At 62.3% G+C, this 18,993-nt stretch carries 19 protein-coding genes; 3 read left to right on the forward strand and 16 right to left on the reverse strand.

All coding sequences use genetic code 11. The features are described 5' to 3' along the window. Positions 1–150: 150 nt before the first annotated feature. From fdxA to ACK4FJ_RS05715, 9 genes are all read right to left on the reverse strand, one after another. Positions 151–492 (reverse strand): ferredoxin FdxA, encoded by a 342-nt coding sequence (gene fdxA, locus ACK4FJ_RS05675; protein ID WP_409764880.1) that lies wholly within the window; start codon positions 490–492, stop codon positions 151–153. A 16-nt stretch (positions 493–508) separates the two neighbouring features. Further along, positions 509–1,372, reverse strand: a complete 864-nt coding sequence (locus tag ACK4FJ_RS05680; RefSeq protein ID WP_409764881.1) for an ABC transporter ATP-binding protein — start codon at positions 1,370–1,372, stop codon at positions 509–511. A gap of 10 nt (positions 1,373–1,382) precedes the next feature. After that, positions 1,383–2,198 (reverse strand): ABC transporter permease, encoded by an 816-nt coding sequence (locus ACK4FJ_RS05685; protein ID WP_409764882.1) that lies wholly within the window; start codon positions 2,196–2,198, stop codon positions 1,383–1,385. A 91-nt stretch (positions 2,199–2,289) separates the two neighbouring features. Further along, the gene (locus tag ACK4FJ_RS05690; protein ID WP_409764883.1) at positions 2,290–3,717 is read right to left on the reverse strand and encodes an ABC transporter substrate-binding protein; all 1,428 of its coding nucleotides are present in this window, start codon (positions 3,715–3,717) and stop codon (positions 2,290–2,292) included. A gap of 188 nt (positions 3,718–3,905) precedes the next feature. Continuing rightward, positions 3,906–4,694: a Crp/Fnr family transcriptional regulator gene (locus tag ACK4FJ_RS05695; RefSeq protein WP_409764884.1), complete on the reverse strand. Its 789-nt coding sequence runs from the start codon at positions 4,692–4,694 to the stop codon at positions 3,906–3,908. A gap of 99 nt (positions 4,695–4,793) precedes the next feature. Further along, positions 4,794–5,753 (reverse strand): HEAT repeat domain-containing protein, encoded by a 960-nt coding sequence (locus ACK4FJ_RS05700; RefSeq protein WP_409764885.1) that lies wholly within the window; start codon positions 5,751–5,753, stop codon positions 4,794–4,796. Positions 5,754–5,760: 7 nt separating this feature from the next. Beyond that, a complete protein-coding gene (locus ACK4FJ_RS05705; RefSeq protein WP_409745635.1) occupies positions 5,761–5,994 on the reverse strand; it encodes a ferredoxin family protein in 234 nt (77 codons plus the stop codon). Between the two features lie 28 nt (positions 5,995–6,022). Further along, complete coding sequence (locus tag ACK4FJ_RS05710; RefSeq protein WP_409764886.1) at positions 6,023–7,765, reverse strand: fumarate reductase/succinate dehydrogenase flavoprotein subunit; 1,743 nt, start codon at positions 7,763–7,765, stop codon at positions 6,023–6,025. Between the two features lie 98 nt (positions 7,766–7,863). Next, positions 7,864–8,205 carry a gamma-butyrobetaine hydroxylase-like domain-containing protein gene (locus tag ACK4FJ_RS05715; protein ID WP_409764887.1) on the reverse strand — a complete coding sequence of 114 codons (342 nt, stop codon included), beginning with the start codon at positions 8,203–8,205 and terminating at the stop codon, positions 7,864–7,866. Positions 8,206–8,605: 400 nt separating this feature from the next. On the opposite strand from ACK4FJ_RS05715, the gene ACK4FJ_RS05720 reads away from it, so the two are divergent. Then, positions 8,606–10,336 (forward strand): Na/Pi cotransporter family protein, encoded by a 1,731-nt coding sequence (locus ACK4FJ_RS05720; RefSeq protein WP_409764888.1) that lies wholly within the window; start codon positions 8,606–8,608, stop codon positions 10,334–10,336. Positions 10,337–10,339: 3 nt separating this feature from the next. Here the strand turns inward: ACK4FJ_RS05720 and ACK4FJ_RS05725 are convergent, their stop codons facing one another. Then, the gene (locus tag ACK4FJ_RS05725) at positions 10,340–11,755 is read right to left on the reverse strand and encodes an MBL fold metallo-hydrolase (protein ID WP_409764889.1); all 1,416 of its coding nucleotides are present in this window, start codon (positions 11,753–11,755) and stop codon (positions 10,340–10,342) included. Positions 11,756–11,849: 94 nt separating this feature from the next. Between ACK4FJ_RS05725 and ACK4FJ_RS05730 the strand changes: the two genes are divergently transcribed. After that, positions 11,850–11,978: a hypothetical protein gene (locus ACK4FJ_RS05730; RefSeq protein ID WP_409764890.1), complete on the forward strand. Its 129-nt coding sequence runs from the start codon at positions 11,850–11,852 to the stop codon at positions 11,976–11,978. 26 nt (positions 11,979–12,004) lie between these two features. Here the strand turns inward: ACK4FJ_RS05730 and ACK4FJ_RS05735 are convergent, their stop codons facing one another. Next, positions 12,005–12,700 (reverse strand): phosphatase PAP2 family protein, encoded by a 696-nt coding sequence (locus ACK4FJ_RS05735; RefSeq protein WP_409764891.1) that lies wholly within the window; start codon positions 12,698–12,700, stop codon positions 12,005–12,007. 287 nt (positions 12,701–12,987) lie between these two features. Here ACK4FJ_RS05735 and ACK4FJ_RS05740 point away from each other — a divergent pair, with 287 nt between their 5' ends. Further along, complete coding sequence (locus ACK4FJ_RS05740; protein ID WP_409764892.1) at positions 12,988–13,551, forward strand: PAS domain-containing protein; 564 nt, start codon at positions 12,988–12,990, stop codon at positions 13,549–13,551. On the opposite strand, the gene ACK4FJ_RS05745 is transcribed toward ACK4FJ_RS05740, so the two are convergent. The 5 genes from ACK4FJ_RS05745 to ACK4FJ_RS05765 form a co-directional block, all read right to left on the reverse strand. Further along, positions 13,552–14,787 carry an MFS transporter gene (locus ACK4FJ_RS05745; RefSeq protein WP_409764893.1) on the reverse strand — a complete coding sequence of 412 codons (1,236 nt, stop codon included), beginning with the start codon at positions 14,785–14,787 and terminating at the stop codon, positions 13,552–13,554. A gap of 18 nt (positions 14,788–14,805) precedes the next feature. Continuing rightward, positions 14,806–15,138, reverse strand: a complete 333-nt coding sequence (locus ACK4FJ_RS05750; protein WP_409764894.1) for a DHCW motif cupin fold protein — start codon at positions 15,136–15,138, stop codon at positions 14,806–14,808. A gap of 103 nt (positions 15,139–15,241) precedes the next feature. Continuing rightward, positions 15,242–16,384, reverse strand: coding sequence for an acyl-CoA dehydrogenase family protein (locus ACK4FJ_RS05755; protein ID WP_409764895.1), 1,143 nt, complete (start codon positions 16,382–16,384; stop codon positions 15,242–15,244). 4 nt (positions 16,385–16,388) lie between these two features. Continuing rightward, positions 16,389–16,919, reverse strand: a complete 531-nt coding sequence (locus ACK4FJ_RS05760; RefSeq protein WP_409764896.1) for an N-acetyltransferase family protein — start codon at positions 16,917–16,919, stop codon at positions 16,389–16,391. Between the two features lie 2 nt (positions 16,920–16,921). Next, complete coding sequence (locus tag ACK4FJ_RS05765; RefSeq protein ID WP_409764897.1) at positions 16,922–18,964, reverse strand: acetyl/propionyl/methylcrotonyl-CoA carboxylase subunit alpha; 2,043 nt, start codon at positions 18,962–18,964, stop codon at positions 16,922–16,924. Between the last annotated feature and the right edge of the window lie 29 nt (positions 18,965–18,993).

Below are 18,993 nucleotides of genomic sequence, written 5' to 3' on the forward strand. Positions count from 1 at the left end.
CGGAAGCTCGGGTCGCGCGTCGTGCGGAAGGTGAACAGCGTGTCGGTCCAGTGATGCACATAGGTCACCGTCTCCTCGCGCAGGTTGCCGCCGGGCTTCAGCAGCGGATGCGAGGGCGCCGCGGGGGACATGACATTCATCGCCACTTCCTCAATCGACCTTGGCGCCATGATCGGCGGCGAAATACTGGTCATACTTCCCTTCCACGCCGCGCCATGCTTCGGCATCCGCCGGCGGCTGCCCCTTGCTGGTGATGTTCGGCCAGCGCGCGGCCATCTCGGTATTCAGCGCCAGCCATTTGCCGGCCTCCGGACTGGTGTCGGGCAGGATGGCCTCGGCCGGGCATTCCGGCTCGCAGACGCCGCAGTCGATGCATTGCGCAGGATCGATGACGAGCATCGTCTCGCCCTCGTAGAAACAATCGACCGGGCAGACCTCGACGCAATCCATGAATTTGCAGCGGATGCAGGCTTCCGTGACAACGTAGGTCATGGTTCGTATCCTGAAGTTAGTGATGCTGGCCCGTGAGGGTTTCGCGATGCAGGTCTATGCTCAGACCCTGCAGGGCGACATCATTGATCTCGCCGCCCATCGCCTTCAGGCTTTCCTCCCGGATTTGCGCCATCAGGCCACGGCGCAGGGCGAGAAATTCCGATGACATGGCGACCGATGCATCGCGCGGACGATCCAGCGGCACCACGATTTCGGCCTTGATGCGCCCCGGCCGCGCGGTCATGACGTAGATGCGGTCAGACAGGAAGATGGCCTCGTCGATATCATGGGTGACGAAGAGGACTGAAATCTTCAGATGCTGCCACATGTTGGTCAGGATCTGCTGCATGATGCTGCGGGTCTGCGCATCCAGCGCGCCGAAAGGTTCGTCCAGCAGCAGAACCTTCGGGCTGGTGGCCAGGGCCCGCACGATGCCGACGCGCTGTTTCATGCCGCCGGACAGTTTGTCGGGATAGTGGTTTTCGAACGCCAGAAGGCCGGCAAGGCTCAGCAGCGTCCGCGATGCACGCTCGCGTTCGAGTCGGCTCATGCCCTGCATCTTGAGACCGAATTCGACATTCTCCCTGACCGTCTTCCAGGGAAACAGCGAATACTGCTGGAACACAATGCCGCGATCGGCACTGGGGGCCAGCACCGGCTCGCCATCGACCGCCACTGTTCCTGCGCTGGGCCTGAGGAATCCGGCGACCGCGTTCAGCAGCGTCGACTTGCCGCAGCCGGACGGGCCGATGATCGAGACGAACTCGCCCGGACGAACCGTGATGTCGGTCGACTGCACGGCCTCGACCGAATCTTTCAGCGTTTCATAGCGCAGACCGAAATTCCGGACTTCTATGTGACCAAGCTTGGCAGTGTCCATTTGCCCCTCCTTACCGGCCAGCCAGCCAAGGCATGACCATGCGCCCCACCAGGCGGATGGCCCCGCTGGACAGCAGGCCGAGGGCACCGATGCTGATCATCCCCAGTGCAATGTCGGAATACTGCACCAGAGAATAGGCTTCCCATGTGAAGTACCCGATGCCGAACTGGCCCGAGATCATCTCGGCCGCGATCAGCGAAACCCAGGCCACGCCCATGCCCACCGTGAGGCCGGTGAAAATCTGCGGCAGCGACGACGGGAAATAGACCTCGCGGAATATGGCGACCTCATTTGCGCCCAGGCATTTGGCGGCGCGCACCAGAACCGGATCGACGGTAACCATGCCGTGCAGGGTGTTGATCAAGATCGGGAAGAAGGAACCCAGGAAGGTGATGAAGACGATGCTCTCCTCGTTGTTGGGCCAGAGCATGATCGACATCGGCACCCAGGCGATGGCCGGGATCGGCCGCACCACCTCGGTGACTGGAAAGATAATCTCTTTCAGGACCAGGAAACGCCCCATCAGCAGGCCGAGCGGCACAGCAACCACCGTGGCGATCGCAAAGCCAATCAGGATGCGTCTCATGCTGATCAGCATATGCTCGATATATTGCGGCCCGCTGAAAGCCAGCACCGCGCGCTCCAGCACCTGGTCCGGCGATGGCACGTTGATGAAACGGACATAGATGTTGACGCGATAATGGGTCAGCAGGTGCCATGCCAGGATCGACAGGGCGATCGCAATCAGGCCGATGACGACCGCACGCAACTGAGGTCGGTAATAGCGCAGCAGGCGCAGGGCCTTTTGCAGTGGCGAGAGCGGCACTGGTACCGGAGGAATAGTCTCGGCCGCGTCCGGGGCGGCCCTTTCGGCCACCCCGTCGCGAACTACTCTGACTGCATTACCATGCATCCGCTCAGCCCCCTGCCGCCACGGCCTTGAGAGCGTCGCCGTACATCACCACCTTGCCGCTGCTCTTGGCAGCATAGGCTTCGGCATCCTTCTTCAGCAGGAACGGCACCAGTTCGATACCGCCGGCCTTTCCGGTCATCACGTAGAAGGCCTGATCGGCAAAGATCTTGATGCCGCGCACGTCGTCGAAGAGATAGGCCACAGCCGCCTTCTTGCCGGCTTTCTGATACTGCAGAAGTCCGCCGAACATGCAGGCCGCGCTGCTGAACACCTTGATCCCTTCCTCGGTCCATATCTCGCCGGACTTGCGGGGGTTCACGATCGGCTTCTTGCAGAAGCTGTCCTCGCCGGAGATTTCATAATTCGTGTAGTCGGCCTTCTGCCGGTCGTAATCCAGCTTCAGCTCCGCATAGGCCTGGCGCAGGTATTTGTCGTTGGCCCATTTGTCGACATCGAATTCCTTCATCCGGCCCATATTCTGCAGCACCCGCGCATCATCGCCCGCATCCTTGACGAGCTCGGGCTTGATGCTGGGATCCATGGTCATGATGCCGCTGGGGCCGAGGAAGACGTACACGACTTCCTTTTCGATGCCGGTCCACTCGGCGATCTTTTCCGCCGCCAGCTTCGGGTTCGCCTTCACCCAGGAATTCGCCTCGATCAGCGCCTTGATGTAGGCAACCACGATTTCAGGATACTTCTCGGCGAAGTCGGTACGCACGACCACGCCATGCCAGGTCGGGGCATTGGTTTCGACGCCGTCGAAGATCTTGCGGGCAAAACCGCGGAACGGCAGAAGCTCAGCGAAGGGCACGAAGTCGGCATGCGCGTCGATCTTCTTTTCCTGCAGGTTCGTCGTGCCGACCTCAGGGCTCTGGCTGACCAGCTTGAAGTAGTCCTGCGGCCAGCCGTGATCCTGGATCGCCTTTAATACCATGCCGTGGGCCGCGGAGCCGAAGGGCACGCTGAGCACCTTGCCCTTTAGATCCTTCAGTTCGTAGTAACTGGAATCCTTGTGCACCACCACGCCGTTGCCGGAACCGTGGATATTGTAGGCGGCAACGGCGATAAGCTGGCTTTTGCTTTCGGGATTGCTCTGGAAGGTATAGCCATTGACGACAAGCGGGTAATCGCCCATTGCGCCGATATGCAGTTTGTTGGCCATCATGCCGTTGGTGACCGGCGGGCCGGACGTGAAATTCTGCCAGTCGAGCTTGATTTGCATATTGGCGTATTTGCCGGTCTTCGGCAGATACTTTTCCATCAGTTTGAGCTCTCGGATCACCACGCCAGCCGTAGCCGTGTTCGTCGTCGTATCCTGGGTGCCGATGCCGACTGTAAGCGTGGTCTGCGCAGTTGCCGGCGTGCCGTATGCCACGCCGAGAATTGCCGCCAGGTACAGTCCGCCACGAAGTACGCCAATTCTTTTCATGTCCACCTCCGCTGTCTCCGGTTTTTTCTGCGGCCGTTTCCCCCGTTTTCGTCATCCTCGGGTGCCGGAGACCGCTCGACAAACATCGTCATGCAATTTGGGTTGATTAATTGCCGCAAATTTTATGCTGGGCATAAAATCGGCAAATGCCCGGTGGCGCGCATGCTTTTTTAGGCAGCGCCGTGCGGCTAGGTTTGGACATTCTGCATTGCTGCCAGAGCCGTCCGGTCACGGACCACGATCTGGCTCTTCCGGCACTGGATGATGCCGTCATTCTGCAGGCGTTTCAGGAATATCGTGACCCATTGCCGGGTGGCGCCAACCATGTGGGCGAAATCTGCATGGGTGAAAGCTGCGCCGATAAATATGCCAGCCTCGTCTGGGATGCCGTAGGTATCCGTGAGATGCAGCAGGAGATGCACCAGGCGCTCGGTGGCCGAGCGCGTGCCCAGCATCTGGGCCATGGTGGAATAGCATTTTCCCTTGAATGCCAGCCCTTCGATGATGCCGATGGCCAGTGCGGGAATTTCGGTGATCAGTGCCTTCAGCTGCTTGCCGGGAAGCCAGACGGCGCTGCTGTTGCTGGCCGCAACGCCGGTCCAGCTATGCAGGCCGGTGCCGAAAACCTCGGGCCCGCCAACGAAATTACCCGGATACCAGTAAGCCAGCGTGATCTCGCGCCCCGAGGGCGAGATGTAGAAAACGCGGATGCGCCCGCTCTCGATGAGGTAGATTCCGTCATGCGGCGTGCCCTGATTGAACAGGGTCGCCCCCTTGTAATAGACCTTTCGCCGCCCGTGCGAGAGAACGATCTCGCGCTCACGCGCAGATAGATGGGCGAGCAGGGAGGGAAGCTTCCCGATAACAGTCTGGTTCTCTGCCAGTATCAGGGCCGAGGACGAAGTATCGGGGTCAGCCTGGTCTGAGCGATGGCTGACAGACCGGGGAAATGGAATGGAGCTGGTACCTTCCTGCATGTCTGGCCTCCGCGGCGCGGACAGTGCCGCGCATCTGGGCGCCGCGCGGCCTGTCTCAGGAAGTAGCAAATGGCATGCCACGCGGCGCTGCCACCGCGTCTAGGCGGCGCAGCGATCCAGGGCCCAGCGGACAAGCTTGCGAACGTCCGGGTCAGGATCATTCGCCGCTGCATTCAGAGCGGGAACAGCTTCGGCATCGCCGATCTCTCCGAGAGCAGCGGCAGCTTCCTTCCGCAGGTTGCTGATGCTGTGCTGCAATGCCTGTCCCAGCACGCCGATGGCCTGCGGCGCCTTCAGTCGGCCAAGTGCGTTCGCCGCCTTGGCCCTGACCTGCCAGTATTCATCCGCCATGCAGCCGATCAGGGCGGGCACGGCTTCGTCCAGCCGGGCCTTGCCGATGGACGCGGCCGCCTCCTCGCGGACCTGCCAATGGCCGTCGGACAACCCCTTGATCAGCGAGGTCGCACCATGACTGCCGGATTTGCTGAAGACCAGAGCGGCCATCGCCGTCCTGCGCACGGTCGGGTCGCTGTCCTGCGCCGCATTCATCAGGGCCGGCAGCGCCTCTTCCGCCTTCAGATAACCCAGCACGCCCAGCGCCTCTCGCCGCACTTCCGGTACCGGATCCTGCAAGGCGCGCAGCGAGGCGGCCATTGCCTCGGGGTCACGCAGCTGACGCAGGGCACGCAATGCGGCCGAACGCACGAAGGGATCGGCATGACCGGAGCGTTCGATCAGCAGGTCGTTACAACCGCATTCCTTCTTTTCCGCGAGCGACTCGGCAGCGGCGGAACGCACGGCGGGCACGGAATCTTCAAGCGCCACGACCAGGGCGCGGACAACCTCCGGGCCATCATGTTCGTCGAGCGACTTGGCAGCCGCTTCGCGCACGCCGGCGTCGCCGTCGGCCAGGCCACCGATCAGCAAGTTGATCGCCTCGGGATCAAAGGATTCGCTCAGCTCGAGCATGGCCACGCGCCGGATGCCGGCATCGTCGCTCTGGCAACGCAGGCGAAGGTCGTCGATGCCGTCGCTGAAAGTCTCGAATTGCGCCGCCATCGCCGCCTCACCGAAGAAGATAGGGAATATTGACCTTGACCGCGCCGGTGGGGCAATCCGCCTCGCACGGCATGCAATACCAGCATTCGTCGTATTTCATGTAAGCCTTGCCGCGACTTTCATCGATGGCGAGCACGTCGAGCGGGCAGACATCGATACAGACCCGGCATCCCTTGTGGGCGATGCATTTCTCGTCATCCACAACGACCGGGACACTGGTGGCATGATTGGCTATCGGCATGGGGGGCTCCTGATCGGTATTTTTCTGATTACTCGGCAGCCTCGGCCTTCACGCGCAGGCGGTGATAGGCATCCTTCTCGGTGTCGTCGATAGGAACGACATACGGATCGACCGCGCGCTTGCGATGCGCCATGTTGCCGCTGGCATCCTTGTACAGGGCCGAGTGGCAGAACCAGTTTTCGTTATCAGTCTCCGGGTGATCGACGCGATAATGATACAGGCCCCAGCGGCTTTCCGTGCGGAACAGAGAGGCGGCGGCGGCCATGTCGGCGCAGTCCAGAATCGAGTGCACTTCCAGGGCGCGCAGAAGTTCATGCGGGTCGCGCGCCATCAGCTGGCTCAAGTCCTCGCGGATTTCCGCAAAGCGCTCCTGGCCGATCTGGATCTTCGCCGTGACCTTCGGCGGCTGCAGGTAGTCATTCACCATGCGGCGGGTCTTGTATTCCATCTCGTGCGGCGTGAGTCCGTCTTCCAGTTTGGTCGGCGCCATGACGCGCGCCTGCTCGGCGGCGACGAAAGCTTCGTCATAGCCGGGCAGGTCGATCTCGGCGCAGTAATCGGCCGCGTCGCGCCCGGCGATGCCGCCATTCACGAAGGCACCGAGCATGTAGTTATGTGCCACGCTGGCCATATCGCCGGCGGCATAAAGGCCGGGCACCGTCGTCTTGGCGGATTCATCGACCCAGACGCCGGATGCGCTGTGCCCGCCGCAGAAGCCGATCTCGGAGATGTGCATCTCGATCATGCGGCTGCGGTAGTTGGTGCCGCGCCGCTCATGGAAACGGCCGCGCGTCGGTCGCTCGTTGGTGTGCAGGATCGTCTCTATCTCGCTAATGGTTTCCTCAGCCAGATGGTCGATCTTCAGGAAGACCGGGCCGTTGCCGCTCTGCAGCTCGCGCCAGAATTCCATCATCATCTGGCCGCTCCAATAATCGCACTCGATGAAACGCTGGCCCTTGTTGTTGGCGGTGTAGCCACCGAAGGGGCCGGTCACATAGGCGCAGGCCGGGCCGTTATAGTCCTTGATAAGCGGATTGATCTGGAAGCATTCGAGATTGGCCAGTTCGGCGCCAGCATGATAGGCCATGGCATAGCCATCGCCGCAATTCGCTGCATTTTCGTAGGTACCGAACAGGTAGCCCGAGCTGGGCAGGCCCAGACGGCCGGCAGCGCCGCTGGCCAGGATCACCGCCTTGGCGCGCACGATCAGGAATTCCCCGGTGCGCGTGTTGACGCCAACCGCGCCCGATACCCGCCCATCGCGGTCGGTCAGCAGGCGGGTGGAGATGTAGCGGTTGCTGATCACCACCTGTAGGCGGCGCAGCTGGCGGTACAGCACCTTCTTGACATGATGCCCTTCCGGCATCGGCAGCACGTAGGTGCCCATATGGTGCACCTTGCGGACGTTGTATTCCCCGGACCCGTCCTTTTCGAATTTCACGCCGAGCGAATCCAGATACTGGATCATCTCGTAGCTGCCGTTGGCATAGGCCAGAATGGCTTTCTGGTGAACGATGCCATCGTTGGCGATGGTGATTTCCTTCACATACTGCTCGGGCGTGGCATAGCCGGGGATCACGGCGTTGTTCAGGCCATCCATGCCCATGCTGATCGCGCCACTGCGCTTGACGTTCGCTTTCTCCATCAGGAAGACGCGCAGTTTCGGGTTGCGCTCCTTGGCCTTGATCGCGGCCATCGGCCCCGCCGTGCCGCCGCCGATGACCAGAAGGTCGGTTTCCACGATTTCGGTCTTGTTCTCAAAGGCAGTCATTGCTGGCACCGTTATTGTCTGGGGCTGGCGTCAGCTTCGTGCAGAGCTGCTGCTGAGATAAGCAATTAGTTGCCGCGCCGGTTGAATTGCCGCTCGGTTCAGGTGTCAGGCTGGGAAAGCTGGCGCATGTAGGACCAAGGGAATACGCCGCGATCATGGCCGTCGGAGAAATGCAGGTTCACCGCATAGGTTCCGATGGGCCTGATCTGCGTTATGCTCAGGCCGGAAAAGCCACCGGGAAACGCGCCCTCGACCCTGGCCTTGGTACACCAGGCACAGCGGCAGGCGGCCCGAAGGGCGCCAGCGTCGGCTTCGATGCTGGCGCTGTCGGCGAACCGCAGCTCCAGCGTAGAGCCATTGTTGCGGAGGATCACCTCATTTGGCGCATCCGCTCCCGACAGGTCGGGCTGTACGGCGGCAGCGGCCATGGCTAGCAACATGATGATCCCTCCAAGGCGAGGAAAACATCACAGGGATTGGCACCAAAGCCAGCAAGCAATTAATTGCCGGATCCAGCCAACAGCGAGAACTAACTGATCGGCTCGAAGTTAAGAGGACGCCGCCCTAAATCCCGCTGTTCAAAAATGAGTGCAATTTTGTTCAGCACGAACTGCAAGGTGTCCAAAACTGACTGCACTCCAGATCGGTATTTATTCCCTCGGCAAAAGCCCTTGGACCCGCTGTCATATAGGTGTAATGATTCTGTAATAATAACCCTGCTGTCCGACTGGATTTCAAATAAATGGCTGTTTTCCGCGATCCTGATCCTGACCCTGACGGCGCCCACGGCGAGGGCCGGCCCCCCGCTTCGATGTCGCGCCACTGGTGGGGGGCAACGCGATGATGAGTGCAAATCCCGGCGCGACCGAACTTCTGCTCAACCTGGCGGCCGGCATCGCCCTGCTGCTGTGGGGCGTGCGCATGGTGCGCACTGGCATGACGCGCGCCTTCGGCGCCCAGCTGCGACGCTACATGAGCGGCGCGCTGCGCAACCGCTTCTCGGCTTTCCTCGCCGGCATCGGCGTCACGGCCCTGCTGCAATCCAGCACGGCGACGGCGATGATCGTGTCGTCCTTTGCCGGGCGCGGCCTGATCATCGGCGGCGCGGCGATTGCCGTGCTGCTGGGCGCGGGCATCGGCACCTCGATCACCGCGCAGTATCTTTCGCTCGACCTGCACTGGCTCGGGCCGCTTGCCATCATCCTCGGCGTGATCGGCTTCTTCGCCTCCGAAAGCGGCATGCCGCGCCATGTCGGCCGCCTGCTGATCGGCCTTGGCCTGATCCTGCTGTCGCTGGACATGATCACGGCGGCCTCCACGCCGATGCGCGACGCGCCGGGGCTGGCCATCGTGCTGCAGCCGCTGGAACGCGAGCCGCTGCTGGGCGTGCTGATCTTCGCCCTGCTCACCTGGCTGTCCCATGCCAGCCTCGCCACCGTGCTGCTGGCGGCCTCGCTGGCCAAGGCCGGCACGGTGGATGCCACGCTGGCCATCGCGCTGGTGGTGGGCGCCAACCTCGGCACCGCGATCTCGCCGCTGGTGGCCAGCTCGGGCCAGCCGCCGGCCGCGCGCCGCGCCCAGCTCGCCAACCTGATCGCCCGCGTGATCGCCACGCTGGCCGTGCTGCCCTTCCTGGCACAGCTGCCGCACTGGCTGGGCTATCTCAGCGACGATGCGGTGCGCCTGACGGTGAACGCGCACACGGCCTTCAACCTGGCGCTGGCGCTGGTTTTCCTGCCCCTCGTCACGCCGCTGGAAAAGCTGGCGCGCCGCCTGCTGCCCGATCCGCCGGCGGCCGAGAATGCGGCGAAACCGCGTTATCTGGACAAGTCGGCGCTGGAGACCCCCAGCGTGGCGCTGGCGGCGGCGGCACGAGAGACCCTACGCCTGAGCGACTCGGTAGCACGTATGCTGGACGACACCATGACGGTGTTCAGTCGCGACGACGCCAAGCTGGCCAAGGCCGTGGAACAGGCCGACGACACCGTGGATGGCCTGCACGAGGCGATCAAGCTGTATCTCACCGAGATCAGCAAGCAGGGCCTGGATGGGCCTGAGAGCCGCCGGTATGTCGACGTGCTGACCTTCACCACGAATCTCGAGCATATCGGCGACATCATCGACAAGAACCTGATGGAGCTGGCGCAGAAGAAGATCAAGAACAAACTGGCTTTCAGCAAGGAAGGCCTGGCCGAGCTGACCGGTTTCCACCATCGCGTGGCCGCCAACCTGCAGATGGCCTGCAACCTGTTCATGTCGGGCGATGTGAAGCTGGCGCGCCAGCTGCTGCAGGAAAAGGCCGATCTGCGCGCCGCCGAGCAGCTGGCGGCCGAAAGCCATTACCAGCGCATCCGCGAGGGCCGCGCCGAGAGCATCGAGACCAGCTCGATCCATCTCGACATCATCCGCGACTTAAAAAGGATCAACAGCCACCTCACCGCCGTGGCCTATCCGATCCTGGAGCAGGCCGGCGAGCTGACCGCGACGCGCCTGCGCGCCGACGAACGGCCGGATACCACCAGCCAGCAGATGCTGGGCAACGGCAAGACAGGGCGCGCCGGCCTGGCTTGAGACTTAAAAAGCCCTCAATATGGTAATGTAATCACTCCCTCTGTACTCATGCATGTGCACCCATGAAATATTCTTCTCATTCAGCGCCTGCAGAACTTCAGTATTAGGGTGCCCCCATTTGGAGGGATTCCAGTTTCCTGCGGGGATGACCGCTACGCATTGCCCCATCGATAAGCCAGCCGCTGCAAGTTCGCTCAAGGCCTCTCCATCAAAGTTTTTCTTTGATCCGTGATGTGGCACGGTGAATGTGTGCGTTGCCGCCAGGAGGTTATGCTTACTACCAACATTCTTGTACCACTCTATAAATTCTTTCCGATAATTTTCATCCGACAGCACGCTGTCTCCCGTCAGGAGCCAGCCGGACAAAACGGGATTCAGCAACCCCAACATTCTCTCATGGGCTGAACTCATTCCATCGTGAATCAGCCAGTATTGTTTTCGGCCATATAAGGGATTACCTGCAGTGCTGGACGGCGGTTCTTTTACAGCTGCGTGAGAAATCCTGCAGCCGGAGAACAGGCAGAGAGAGCCATAATTCATCGGGCTCCTGTCGCAACCACTTTCAACAGACGGGGGATTCTTTTCCAGTACTGACTGAAAAGCCTGCCTTACTTCTTTCAAGTCAAGCTTCAACATATCTTCAACCTTCATTTTTCCACTTTCCCAATCCTCCTTTTTTCTATCGTGCAGGATATTAGCAATGGCTGTGTATATATTCTCCGCTATCTCGAAATTGTCGTCATAAAACAATGCAAATAGCCAACGGTACTCTTCGGTGAAGCGCACTTCTAAAACTTGCCTTCCATTCAACCACTTTGCCTTTGCATTCTCTGGCTTCCCGTCAGAAACCTCCTTCAGTATTTCATCTGGTACTATTCCGTTTTCCGGAATTATAAACTCCGGAAGCCTTGATTTCTTGGAAGCAGAATCAGGGGGCGTTTTCGCAGGAGTGTCACCTGTCTTGCCATCACCCTCCGCTCGCCTCATAAGAAATATAACCTCATCAGCGCGCCCTCGCTCATCGAACCAATCGAGCGGGTTCTGCATAAAAGTCCAGTAGTCTCCGTAGTCCGCCATGTCTGCCCCCGCAGCATTCAGCCTCTCGTACTCCTGCAAGGCCATGACCTGGCGCACCTTTCTCGGGATATATGGCAAAAATACATGGCGCGCTCCCCTCGTGTGTTTGAGAAGCTCGCCGAGACCATTCACATGGTCGCTATCGAGATGTGAAATGAAAAGCGCATCAAGTTTTTTGGAGGGATTTACGCGCAAATACGCAGGATAGGTTCGTCGTATATTTTTCTTCTTATACGCTCCACAATCGTATACATAGCGGAAGAATTTATTGTTGAAATCAATAAGCCCACTGTGAAACAAGCCTTGGCCAACCCAGTGCTGACGCAGTTCAGCTGAAAACATGACTCCCCCAAGATTTTTGATAACACCTCATCCTAAAAGAAGAATCATATCGAACGAAAGGCGCTTCAAATTATCATAAGACCGTATTCAAGCCGTGGCCTATCCGATCCTGGAGCAGGCCGGCGAGCTGACCGCGACGCGCCTGCGCGCCGACGAACGGCCGGATACCACCAGCCAGCAGATGCTGGGCAACGGCAAGACAGGGCGCGCCGGCCTGGCTTGATGCAGCTTGGCCTGATCCGGCTTGACCTAGTATGACAACCGCCTGGCGAGGATCGGCCGACCGAACCGATGCCAGGCGGCATGCACGGCCTCACTCACCATCAGCGCCAGGAACAGGCTGACGAAGATGTCGGACAGGAAGTGGTGCTGCGTCAGCATGCGCTGCACCGCCACCAGCAGGGCGGCACCGAAGAACACCGCGCGCAGTTCCGGCTGCAGCCTTGAGAACACCGCCGCCATGGCAAAGGCCGTGAAGGCATGCGATGACGGCAGCGACGTGAAAGGCTCGCCACTGAACGGGTCGGCGAATCCATACCCACCGCCCCGCGCCAGTTCAGACGGCCGCAGCCTTGCGAAAACCTGCTTAAGCAGGAAGACCAGCAAATGGCCCAGCGCCAGCGTGCCCGCGACCAATACGCCGGCCCGCAGCAACGACCAGCCCTGCATGGCCCGCGATCCCTGCCGCACCAGCCAGCCGCCCAGCAGCAGCGCCGGCAACGCGACGGCCATATAATATTCGCCACGGCCCAGATAGTGGATCGCCTTCAGCAATGCGCCGAGCTCGGCTGCACCGGCCTGGACGCCGGACAGCCGCAATGCCAGCGGCAGGTCGACATAGCGGATCAGCAGGGCGGCGACCATGCCGACCATCGCGACCTCCACGGCATAGAGGCGCAACGGTCGCGCCGCCAGGCCTCGTTTTGCATCCGGTCTTCCCGACACGCAGCATCCTTCCGCGGCAGGCTGGCGCACGAAGCGCGCATATCTCTACCCGCCGGCCGTTCGTGTAGCAGGCCTGGGCCTGTAGCCGATGTCGGCGATGTGACGCTGTGTTGCGGAATATGTCAGGGCGCCATGGGGCTGCGGGCCTGCGGGCAATGCGGCTCCCTGCTGCGGCAGGATGCCGCAGGTGGCCCTCGCCTGCTTATCGGTTCTTAACTTCTAAAATAACAAGGCCGTAACGCATAATCGGTTCAGTTGTGTTATCCGACCCTGAACCGATGCTTACGATGTCGCTTTCTGTCCTGCCCGATCCGCTGCTGCAAACCCTCTACGAATACTGGCTGAGCCGCCGCCACGGCCGTGTGGTGCCGGAGCGGCGCGACATCGATCCGCTCGACATGCCGCGCAGCCTGCTGCCGCATCTGCTGCTGGTGGAACTGCATGGCCCCCGCCCGCGCGTCCGCTACCGCCTGATCGGCACCGCGATCAGCGACCGCTACGGCGAGGATTTCACCGGGCGTTATCTCGACGAGGTGTCGGGCCCGCATTACCGCGACCTGCTGCAGGACCTTTATGGCCGCATGCGCGACCACGCCAGACCCGTTTATGTCGAGAGCCTGTTCCGCATCGCGCCCGAGATCACCGCCAAGACCTGCCGGCTCTATCTGCCGCTGGCGCAGTATGGCCAGATCACCATGGCGCTGGCTGGCCAGACCTTCCCGAGCTATCCCTTCAGCCTGCCGGACTTTTTCCAGATGATCCGCCCGGCTACCAGCGGCGAGCATGCCAGCCATGCCGAATGGCTGCTCGATCCGCCGCCCGAGGTCGCGCAGCGCAGCGAAGCCGCCTGATCAGGCCGCAGCCGTCGCCAGCTTCTCCTGCCGCAGCATGCGGCGCAGCAGGAAGGCCGTGATCGTCACGTTCAGGATGTTCCAGGCGATGCCGTTCAGCAGCGCCGCCTTGTAAGACCCCGTCAGATCGAAGATCGCGCCCGAGAGCCAACCGCCCAAAGCCATGCCGGCCATGGTGGCCGAGATGGCGAGGCTGACGCGGAAACCGGCCTGGCTGGCCGGAAACAGTTCGCGGATGATGAAGGCGTAACTCGGCACGATACCGCCCTGCACCAGACCGAACATCGCCGAGATGATGTAAAGCGAGGCCAGACCGTCAAAAGGTAGATAGAAGGCGAGCGCGATACCCTGCAGCGTCGCGCCCAGCAGCAGCGTCGCCAGGCCGCCGATGCGGTCCAGGATCCAGCCGGAAGCCAGACGGCTGACGATGCCGAAACCCAGCATCAGCGACAGCATCTCGGCACCGCGCGCGGGGCCGTAACCCAGGTCGACGCAATAGGCCACGATATGCACCTGCGGCATCGACATGGCGACGCAGCAGCCCATGCCCGCCACCACCAGAAGGCCCTGCACCAGGTTGGGCGGCAGGCCCAGCGGCCGCGTGCCGAAGGCCGCCGCGCCGTTCACGGCGGCGGGCGGCGCGGCCTGCACCGGCGGACGGCGGCGCAGCACCAGCGCCAGCGGCAGCATGGTGACCAGGCAGAAGACGCCGATCCAGACATGAGTCTCGCGCCAGCCGATCTCGGCGATGAAATGCTCGATCACCGGGGGCCAGAGCGTACCGGCGAAATAATTGCCGCTGGCGCAGAGCCCGATGGCAAGCCCGCGCCTCCGGTCGAACCACAGCGAGGTATCGGCCAGCAAAGGTGCGAACATGGCCGAACCGCCGAGCAGCCCGATCAGCAGCCCGTAGAGGATGGCGAAGCTGGTGATGCCGCCGGCCAATGACGTGACGACATAACCGATGCTGAGCATCACCGTGCCAAGCAGCATGGGCACCATGATGCCGAAACGATCGGCCAGGCGGCCCATCAGCACCGTGCCGGTCATGAAGCCGACCATGGTCAGGGTATAGGGCAGCGAAGCGCTGCCGCGCGTGACGCCGAATTCGGCCTGCACGGCGGGCAACGCCACGACGATGGACCACATGCCGACTCCGCCGATGGTGCTCAAAGCCACGGCCGCGCCCAGCCGCAGCCAGGCATAGGGCGATTCGATCACACTTTCGCGGTTCATGCCGGAGTCACGCGGGCGTCAGTCGACGATGAAGAGTTTCGCACCGGCCGCACCCGTGCGCGAGCGATGCGGCTCGGCATTGTCGGCCACCTGATAGGACTGCCCGGCCTTCAGCGTGAACACGCGGCCATCCTCCAGCTCGGTCACCAGTTCGCCTTCCAGCACAAACAGGATATGCCCCTTCACGCACCAGTGGTCGGCCAGGTAGTTGGGCGTGTAGTCGACGCGGCGCACGCGGATGGGGCCGAAATTGCGGGTGCGCCAGGTAGCGCTGCCTGTCTCGCCCTTGTGCTGCGTCGGCTCGATGCTCGACCAGTCGGTGGTACCAAAGGGAATGTCTGACATCTGCATGGGGCGGCGGACCTGATTTGCGGCGAAAAGGCTGCCCATTTTCTAGGCTTGTCAGGCGATCAAGGCCAGCCCCGAATTGTCGGGTGACAATCCGGGCCGCCTTTCACCATCCCATCTGGCGGCTGGCGAGATCCTTCATGATCTCTTCCGTGCCGCCGCCGATGGCGTTCACCTTCACCTCGCGGTAGATGCGCTCGGACTTGGCGCCGCGCATGAAGCCGGCGCCGCCCAGGATCTGCACGGCTTCCGAGGCGCAGAAGGCCATGGTCTGGGTGGCCTGGTTCTTCAGCATGCACAATTCGGGGATCGGGTGTTCGCCCTGGTCCAGCGCCCAGGCGATGCGCTCCAGGAAAGCCTGAGATGCCTCGATGCGCTGCGCCATGTCGACCAGCTTGTGGCGGATCACCTGGTGCCGGATGATCGGCTTGCCGAAGGTCTCGCGCAGTTTGGCGTAGTCGAGGGCTTCCTCATAGGCCGTGCGCGCGAAGGCGATGGAGGATGCCGCCAGGCCGAGCCGCTCGTCGTTGAAGTTGAGCATGATGCCCATGAAGCCCTGGTTTTCGGCCCCGATCAGATTGGCGGCCGGCACGCGGCAATCGTCGAAATGCAACGTCGCGGTATCCGAGGCCCACCAGCCCATTTTTTTAAGCGGCGTTCGGGTGAAGCCCGGCGTGTCGCGTTCGATCAGCAAGAGCGAGATGCCGCCCATGCCCGGCCCGCCGGTGCGCACCGCCACGGTGTAAAAATCGGCGCGCATGCCGGAGGTGATGAAGGTCTTCTCGCCGCGCACGATGTAATGATCGCCGTCCTTCTTCGCCGTGGTCTTCAGGTTGGCGACATCCGAACCGCCGCCCGGCTCGGTGATGGCGAGTGCGGAAATCTTTTCGCCGGCCAGCACGGGGCGCAGCACCTTTTCCTTCAGGGCATCGGAGCCCAGCTTGGCGACCGGCGGCGCACCGATGGTGTGACTCATCAGCGAAGCGGCCACGCCGCCCGAACCGGCGCGCGCCAGTTCCTGGCCGGCGATGATGGCATAAAAGCGGTCGGCCGCGATGCCGCCATAGGCTTCCGGGAAGTTCAGCCCCAGCAGGCCGATTGCGGAAGCTTTTTTATACAGCTCGCGCGGGAACTCGCCGGCCTCGTCCCACTGATCGGCGAAGGGCTCGATCTCTTTCGCCACGAAACGGCGCACCTGATCGCGGAAGGCCTCGTGGTCGGGCGTGTAATAGGGCGATCTGGTCAGCATGGGCTCATCCTTGCGGCGGCCGCAGGCGCGCCATCAGCACGATGTCGTCGTAATGGTTGTCCAGCTTGCGGGCGCGGATGCGCGTGCCCTCGGTAACGAAGCCGAATTTGCGATAGAGCGCGATGGCGCCCGTGTTGCTGGCATAGACCTGCAGGTCGATGCGTTCCAGTCCGATACGGCCGGACCAGTCGAAACAGGCCTGCATCATGCGTGTGCCCAGGCCCTTGCCACGATAGGCTTCGTCCAGGCCCATGCCCAGCGTGCCGACATGCTGGAATCCGGGCCGCAGCGGATTATCGGGCGCGACATGGATGTTGCACCAGCCGACCACCCTGTTTTCGGCATCCACAGAGACCACAAAAGGCAGGTTCCGCTGAAGCATCGCTTTCACGTAGAAGCGCGCCTCGGCCGCCGAGGGCGCCTCGGTGAAGGCGATATAAAGCCGCTCGCGCGCCACGCGGTCGAGGCAGTCGCGATAGGAATCCGCGTCCTCCTGGGTGATCGGCCGCACCAGCGCGGGCAGGGTTTCCGACATGGCTATTCCGCCGCCGGGTTGAGCGCGGCCAGCAATTGCCGCGTCGCCACCTGATCGCCGACCTTCACCGGCAGTTTCTCGACCACGGCATCCACGCGCGCCACCATCTCGTGCTGCATCTTCATGGCTTCCATGATCACCAGGCGCTGGCCCTTTTTCACGGCCTCACCCTCGGCGGCCAGCACGGCAACGATCTTGCCGTTCATCGGCGCGCGCAACTCGCGTTCGGCCGCGCCTTCGGCCTCGGCTGGCGGCAGATAGGTGACGTCGCGGCAGGCGAAGTCCTGCCTGCCCAGGGCCAGATGCAGGCTGTCACCGGCAAAGGCAAAAACCGCATCGCATTCCTGCCCGTCCGCCCGTAAACGCAACTGTTCGCCGTCACGGCGCAATACGGCGATCTCCTGGTCCTGCACGCGGTAGCGATTGTGTCCTAGCGGCGCAACAAGCCGTTTCGCCTTCGCTTCGCCATGCTGGAGCAGCACCGGCGAGGCCAGCCGCCCGGTGGAGGACCATGCATAAGCCGGATCATGGCCGCAGGCGGCAGCCGCGCGCTCGAACCACAGCAGGGCCGCGATATTCAACAGCGTATCGTCGGCGGCCAGTGCGGCGGGTTCAGCGAAATGCTGCGGGATGAAGCGCGTGGTGGTACGGCCGGCGGCGAATTCCGCATGCCGCAGCAGATCGAGCAGGAAGCCGCGATTGGTTTCGATCCCCAGCGCCACGCAGCGTTCGAGCGCGACGATCAACCGGCGGCGCGCTTCCTCGCGGGTGGCGCCATGGGCGATGATCTTCGCGATCATCGGATCGTAGAAAGGCGAGATCGTCTGGCCGCTGTCATGCAGGCCGTGATCGACGCGGATGCCATCGCCGGTTGGCGGTTGCCACAGCACCAGCTCGCCGCTTTGCGGCAGAAAGCTCTTATACGGCGCCTCGGCATAAAGCCGCGCCTCGATGGCATGGCCATGCAGCCGCACATCCTCCTGCGACAGCGGCAGCCTGTCGCCGGCGGCCACGCGGATCTGCAAGGCCACGAGATCGAGGCCGGTGATCATCTCGGTCACCGGATGCTCCACCTGCAGGCGGGTATTCATCTCCAGAAAATAGAAATCGCGACCGTTGCCATCCAGCAGAAATTCCACCGTGCCGGCGCCGACATAGCCAATCGCCTTTGCCGCCGCCACGGCTGCCGTGCCCATTTGCGCGCGCAGCCCGGCACCCACCGCCGGCGAGGGCGCTTCCTCGATCACCTTCTGGTGCCGGCGCTGCACGCTGCAATCGCGCTCACCCAGATGGATTACGTTGCCATGGCCATCGGCGAAAACCTGGATTTCCACATGGCGGCCATCCACCACGGCCTTTTCCAGGATCAGTTCGGGCGAGCCGAAGGCATTCTCCGCTTCCGAGCGCGCCGACTGGATGGCGGGCAGCAATTCGGCATGCTGGCGCACCAGCCGCATGCCGCGTCCACCGCCGCCGGCCGCCGCCTTCACCATCACCGGCAGGCCGATCTTTTCCGCTTCATGCAGCAGGACGTCATCGGATTGCCCAGAATCAGTACTTGGGCCCTGATAGCCCGGCACGCAGGGCACTTTGGCCTCGATCATGCGCCGCTTGGCCGCGGCCTTGTTGCCCATGGCGGCAATGGCGGATGCCGGCGGCCCGATGAAGACAAGGCCGGCGTCCGTGCAGGCCTGGGCGAAGGCCTCGTTCTCCGACAGGAAGCCATAACCCGGATGGACTGCCTGCGCGCCTGACGCGCGGACGGCGTTCAGGATCGCGTCGATGCTGAGATAACTCTGTTTCGCTTCCGCCGGCCCGATGCAGATCGCGCGGTCGGCCAGCAGGGTGTGCGGCGCGCCGGCATCGGCCTCGGAGTAGACCGCCACGGTGCGATATCCCAGCGCGCGGGCCGAACGGATCACCCGGCAGGCGATCTCGCCGCGATTGGCGATCAGGATGGTGTCGAAGGGTTTCGTCATCCCTTGCCCCACATCGTCATGGCCGGACTTGATCCGGCCATCCACGTCTTTGCCTTCGCGCTCCATAAGAAGTCGTGGATGCCCGGGACAAGCCC

The sequence above is a fragment of the Ferrovibrio sp. genome (assembly GCF_046297595.1).
In the GTDB taxonomy this organism is placed as follows: Bacteria; Pseudomonadota; Alphaproteobacteria; order Ferrovibrionales; family Ferrovibrionaceae; genus Ferrovibrio.

Excerpts from the sequence above, each read along its gene's own strand:
- fdxA (WP_409764880.1), bottom strand. The coding sequence starts at position 492 with ATGACCTACGTTGTCACGGAAGCCTGCATCCGCTGCAAATTCATGGAT.
- ACK4FJ_RS05680 (WP_409764881.1), bottom strand. The coding sequence starts at position 1,372 with ATGGACACTGCCAAGCTTGGTCACATAGAAGTCCGGAATTTCGGTCTG.
- ACK4FJ_RS05690 (WP_409764883.1), bottom strand. The coding sequence starts at position 3,717 with ATGAAAAGAATTGGCGTACTTCGTGGCGGACTGTACCTGGCGGCAATT.
- ACK4FJ_RS05695 (WP_409764884.1), bottom strand. The coding sequence starts at position 4,694 with ATGCAGGAAGGTACCAGCTCCATTCCATTTCCCCGGTCTGTCAGCCAT.
- ACK4FJ_RS05700 (WP_409764885.1), bottom strand. The coding sequence starts at position 5,753 with ATGGCGGCGCAATTCGAGACTTTCAGCGACGGCATCGACGACCTTCGC.
- ACK4FJ_RS05705 (WP_409745635.1), bottom strand. The coding sequence starts at position 5,994 with ATGCCGATAGCCAATCATGCCACCAGTGTCCCGGTCGTTGTGGATGAC.
- ACK4FJ_RS05710 (WP_409764886.1), bottom strand. The coding sequence starts at position 7,765 with ATGACTGCCTTTGAGAACAAGACCGAAATCGTGGAAACCGACCTTCTG.
- ACK4FJ_RS05715 (WP_409764887.1), bottom strand. The coding sequence starts at position 8,205 with ATGTTGCTAGCCATGGCCGCTGCCGCCGTACAGCCCGACCTGTCGGGA.
- ACK4FJ_RS05720 (WP_409764888.1), top strand. The coding sequence starts at position 8,606 with ATGATGAGTGCAAATCCCGGCGCGACCGAACTTCTGCTCAACCTGGCG.
- ACK4FJ_RS05725 (WP_409764889.1), bottom strand. The coding sequence starts at position 11,755 with ATGTTTTCAGCTGAACTGCGTCAGCACTGGGTTGGCCAAGGCTTGTTT.
- ACK4FJ_RS05740 (WP_409764892.1), top strand. The coding sequence starts at position 12,988 with ATGTCGCTTTCTGTCCTGCCCGATCCGCTGCTGCAAACCCTCTACGAA.
- ACK4FJ_RS05745 (WP_409764893.1), bottom strand. The coding sequence starts at position 14,787 with ATGAACCGCGAAAGTGTGATCGAATCGCCCTATGCCTGGCTGCGGCTG.
- ACK4FJ_RS05750 (WP_409764894.1), bottom strand. The coding sequence starts at position 15,138 with ATGCAGATGTCAGACATTCCCTTTGGTACCACCGACTGGTCGAGCATC.
- ACK4FJ_RS05755 (WP_409764895.1), bottom strand. The coding sequence starts at position 16,384 with ATGCTGACCAGATCGCCCTATTACACGCCCGACCACGAGGCCTTCCGC.
- ACK4FJ_RS05760 (WP_409764896.1), bottom strand. The coding sequence starts at position 16,919 with ATGTCGGAAACCCTGCCCGCGCTGGTGCGGCCGATCACCCAGGAGGAC.
- ACK4FJ_RS05765 (WP_409764897.1), bottom strand. The coding sequence starts at position 18,964 with ATGGAGCGCGAAGGCAAAGACGTGGATGGCCGGATCAAGTCCGGCCAT.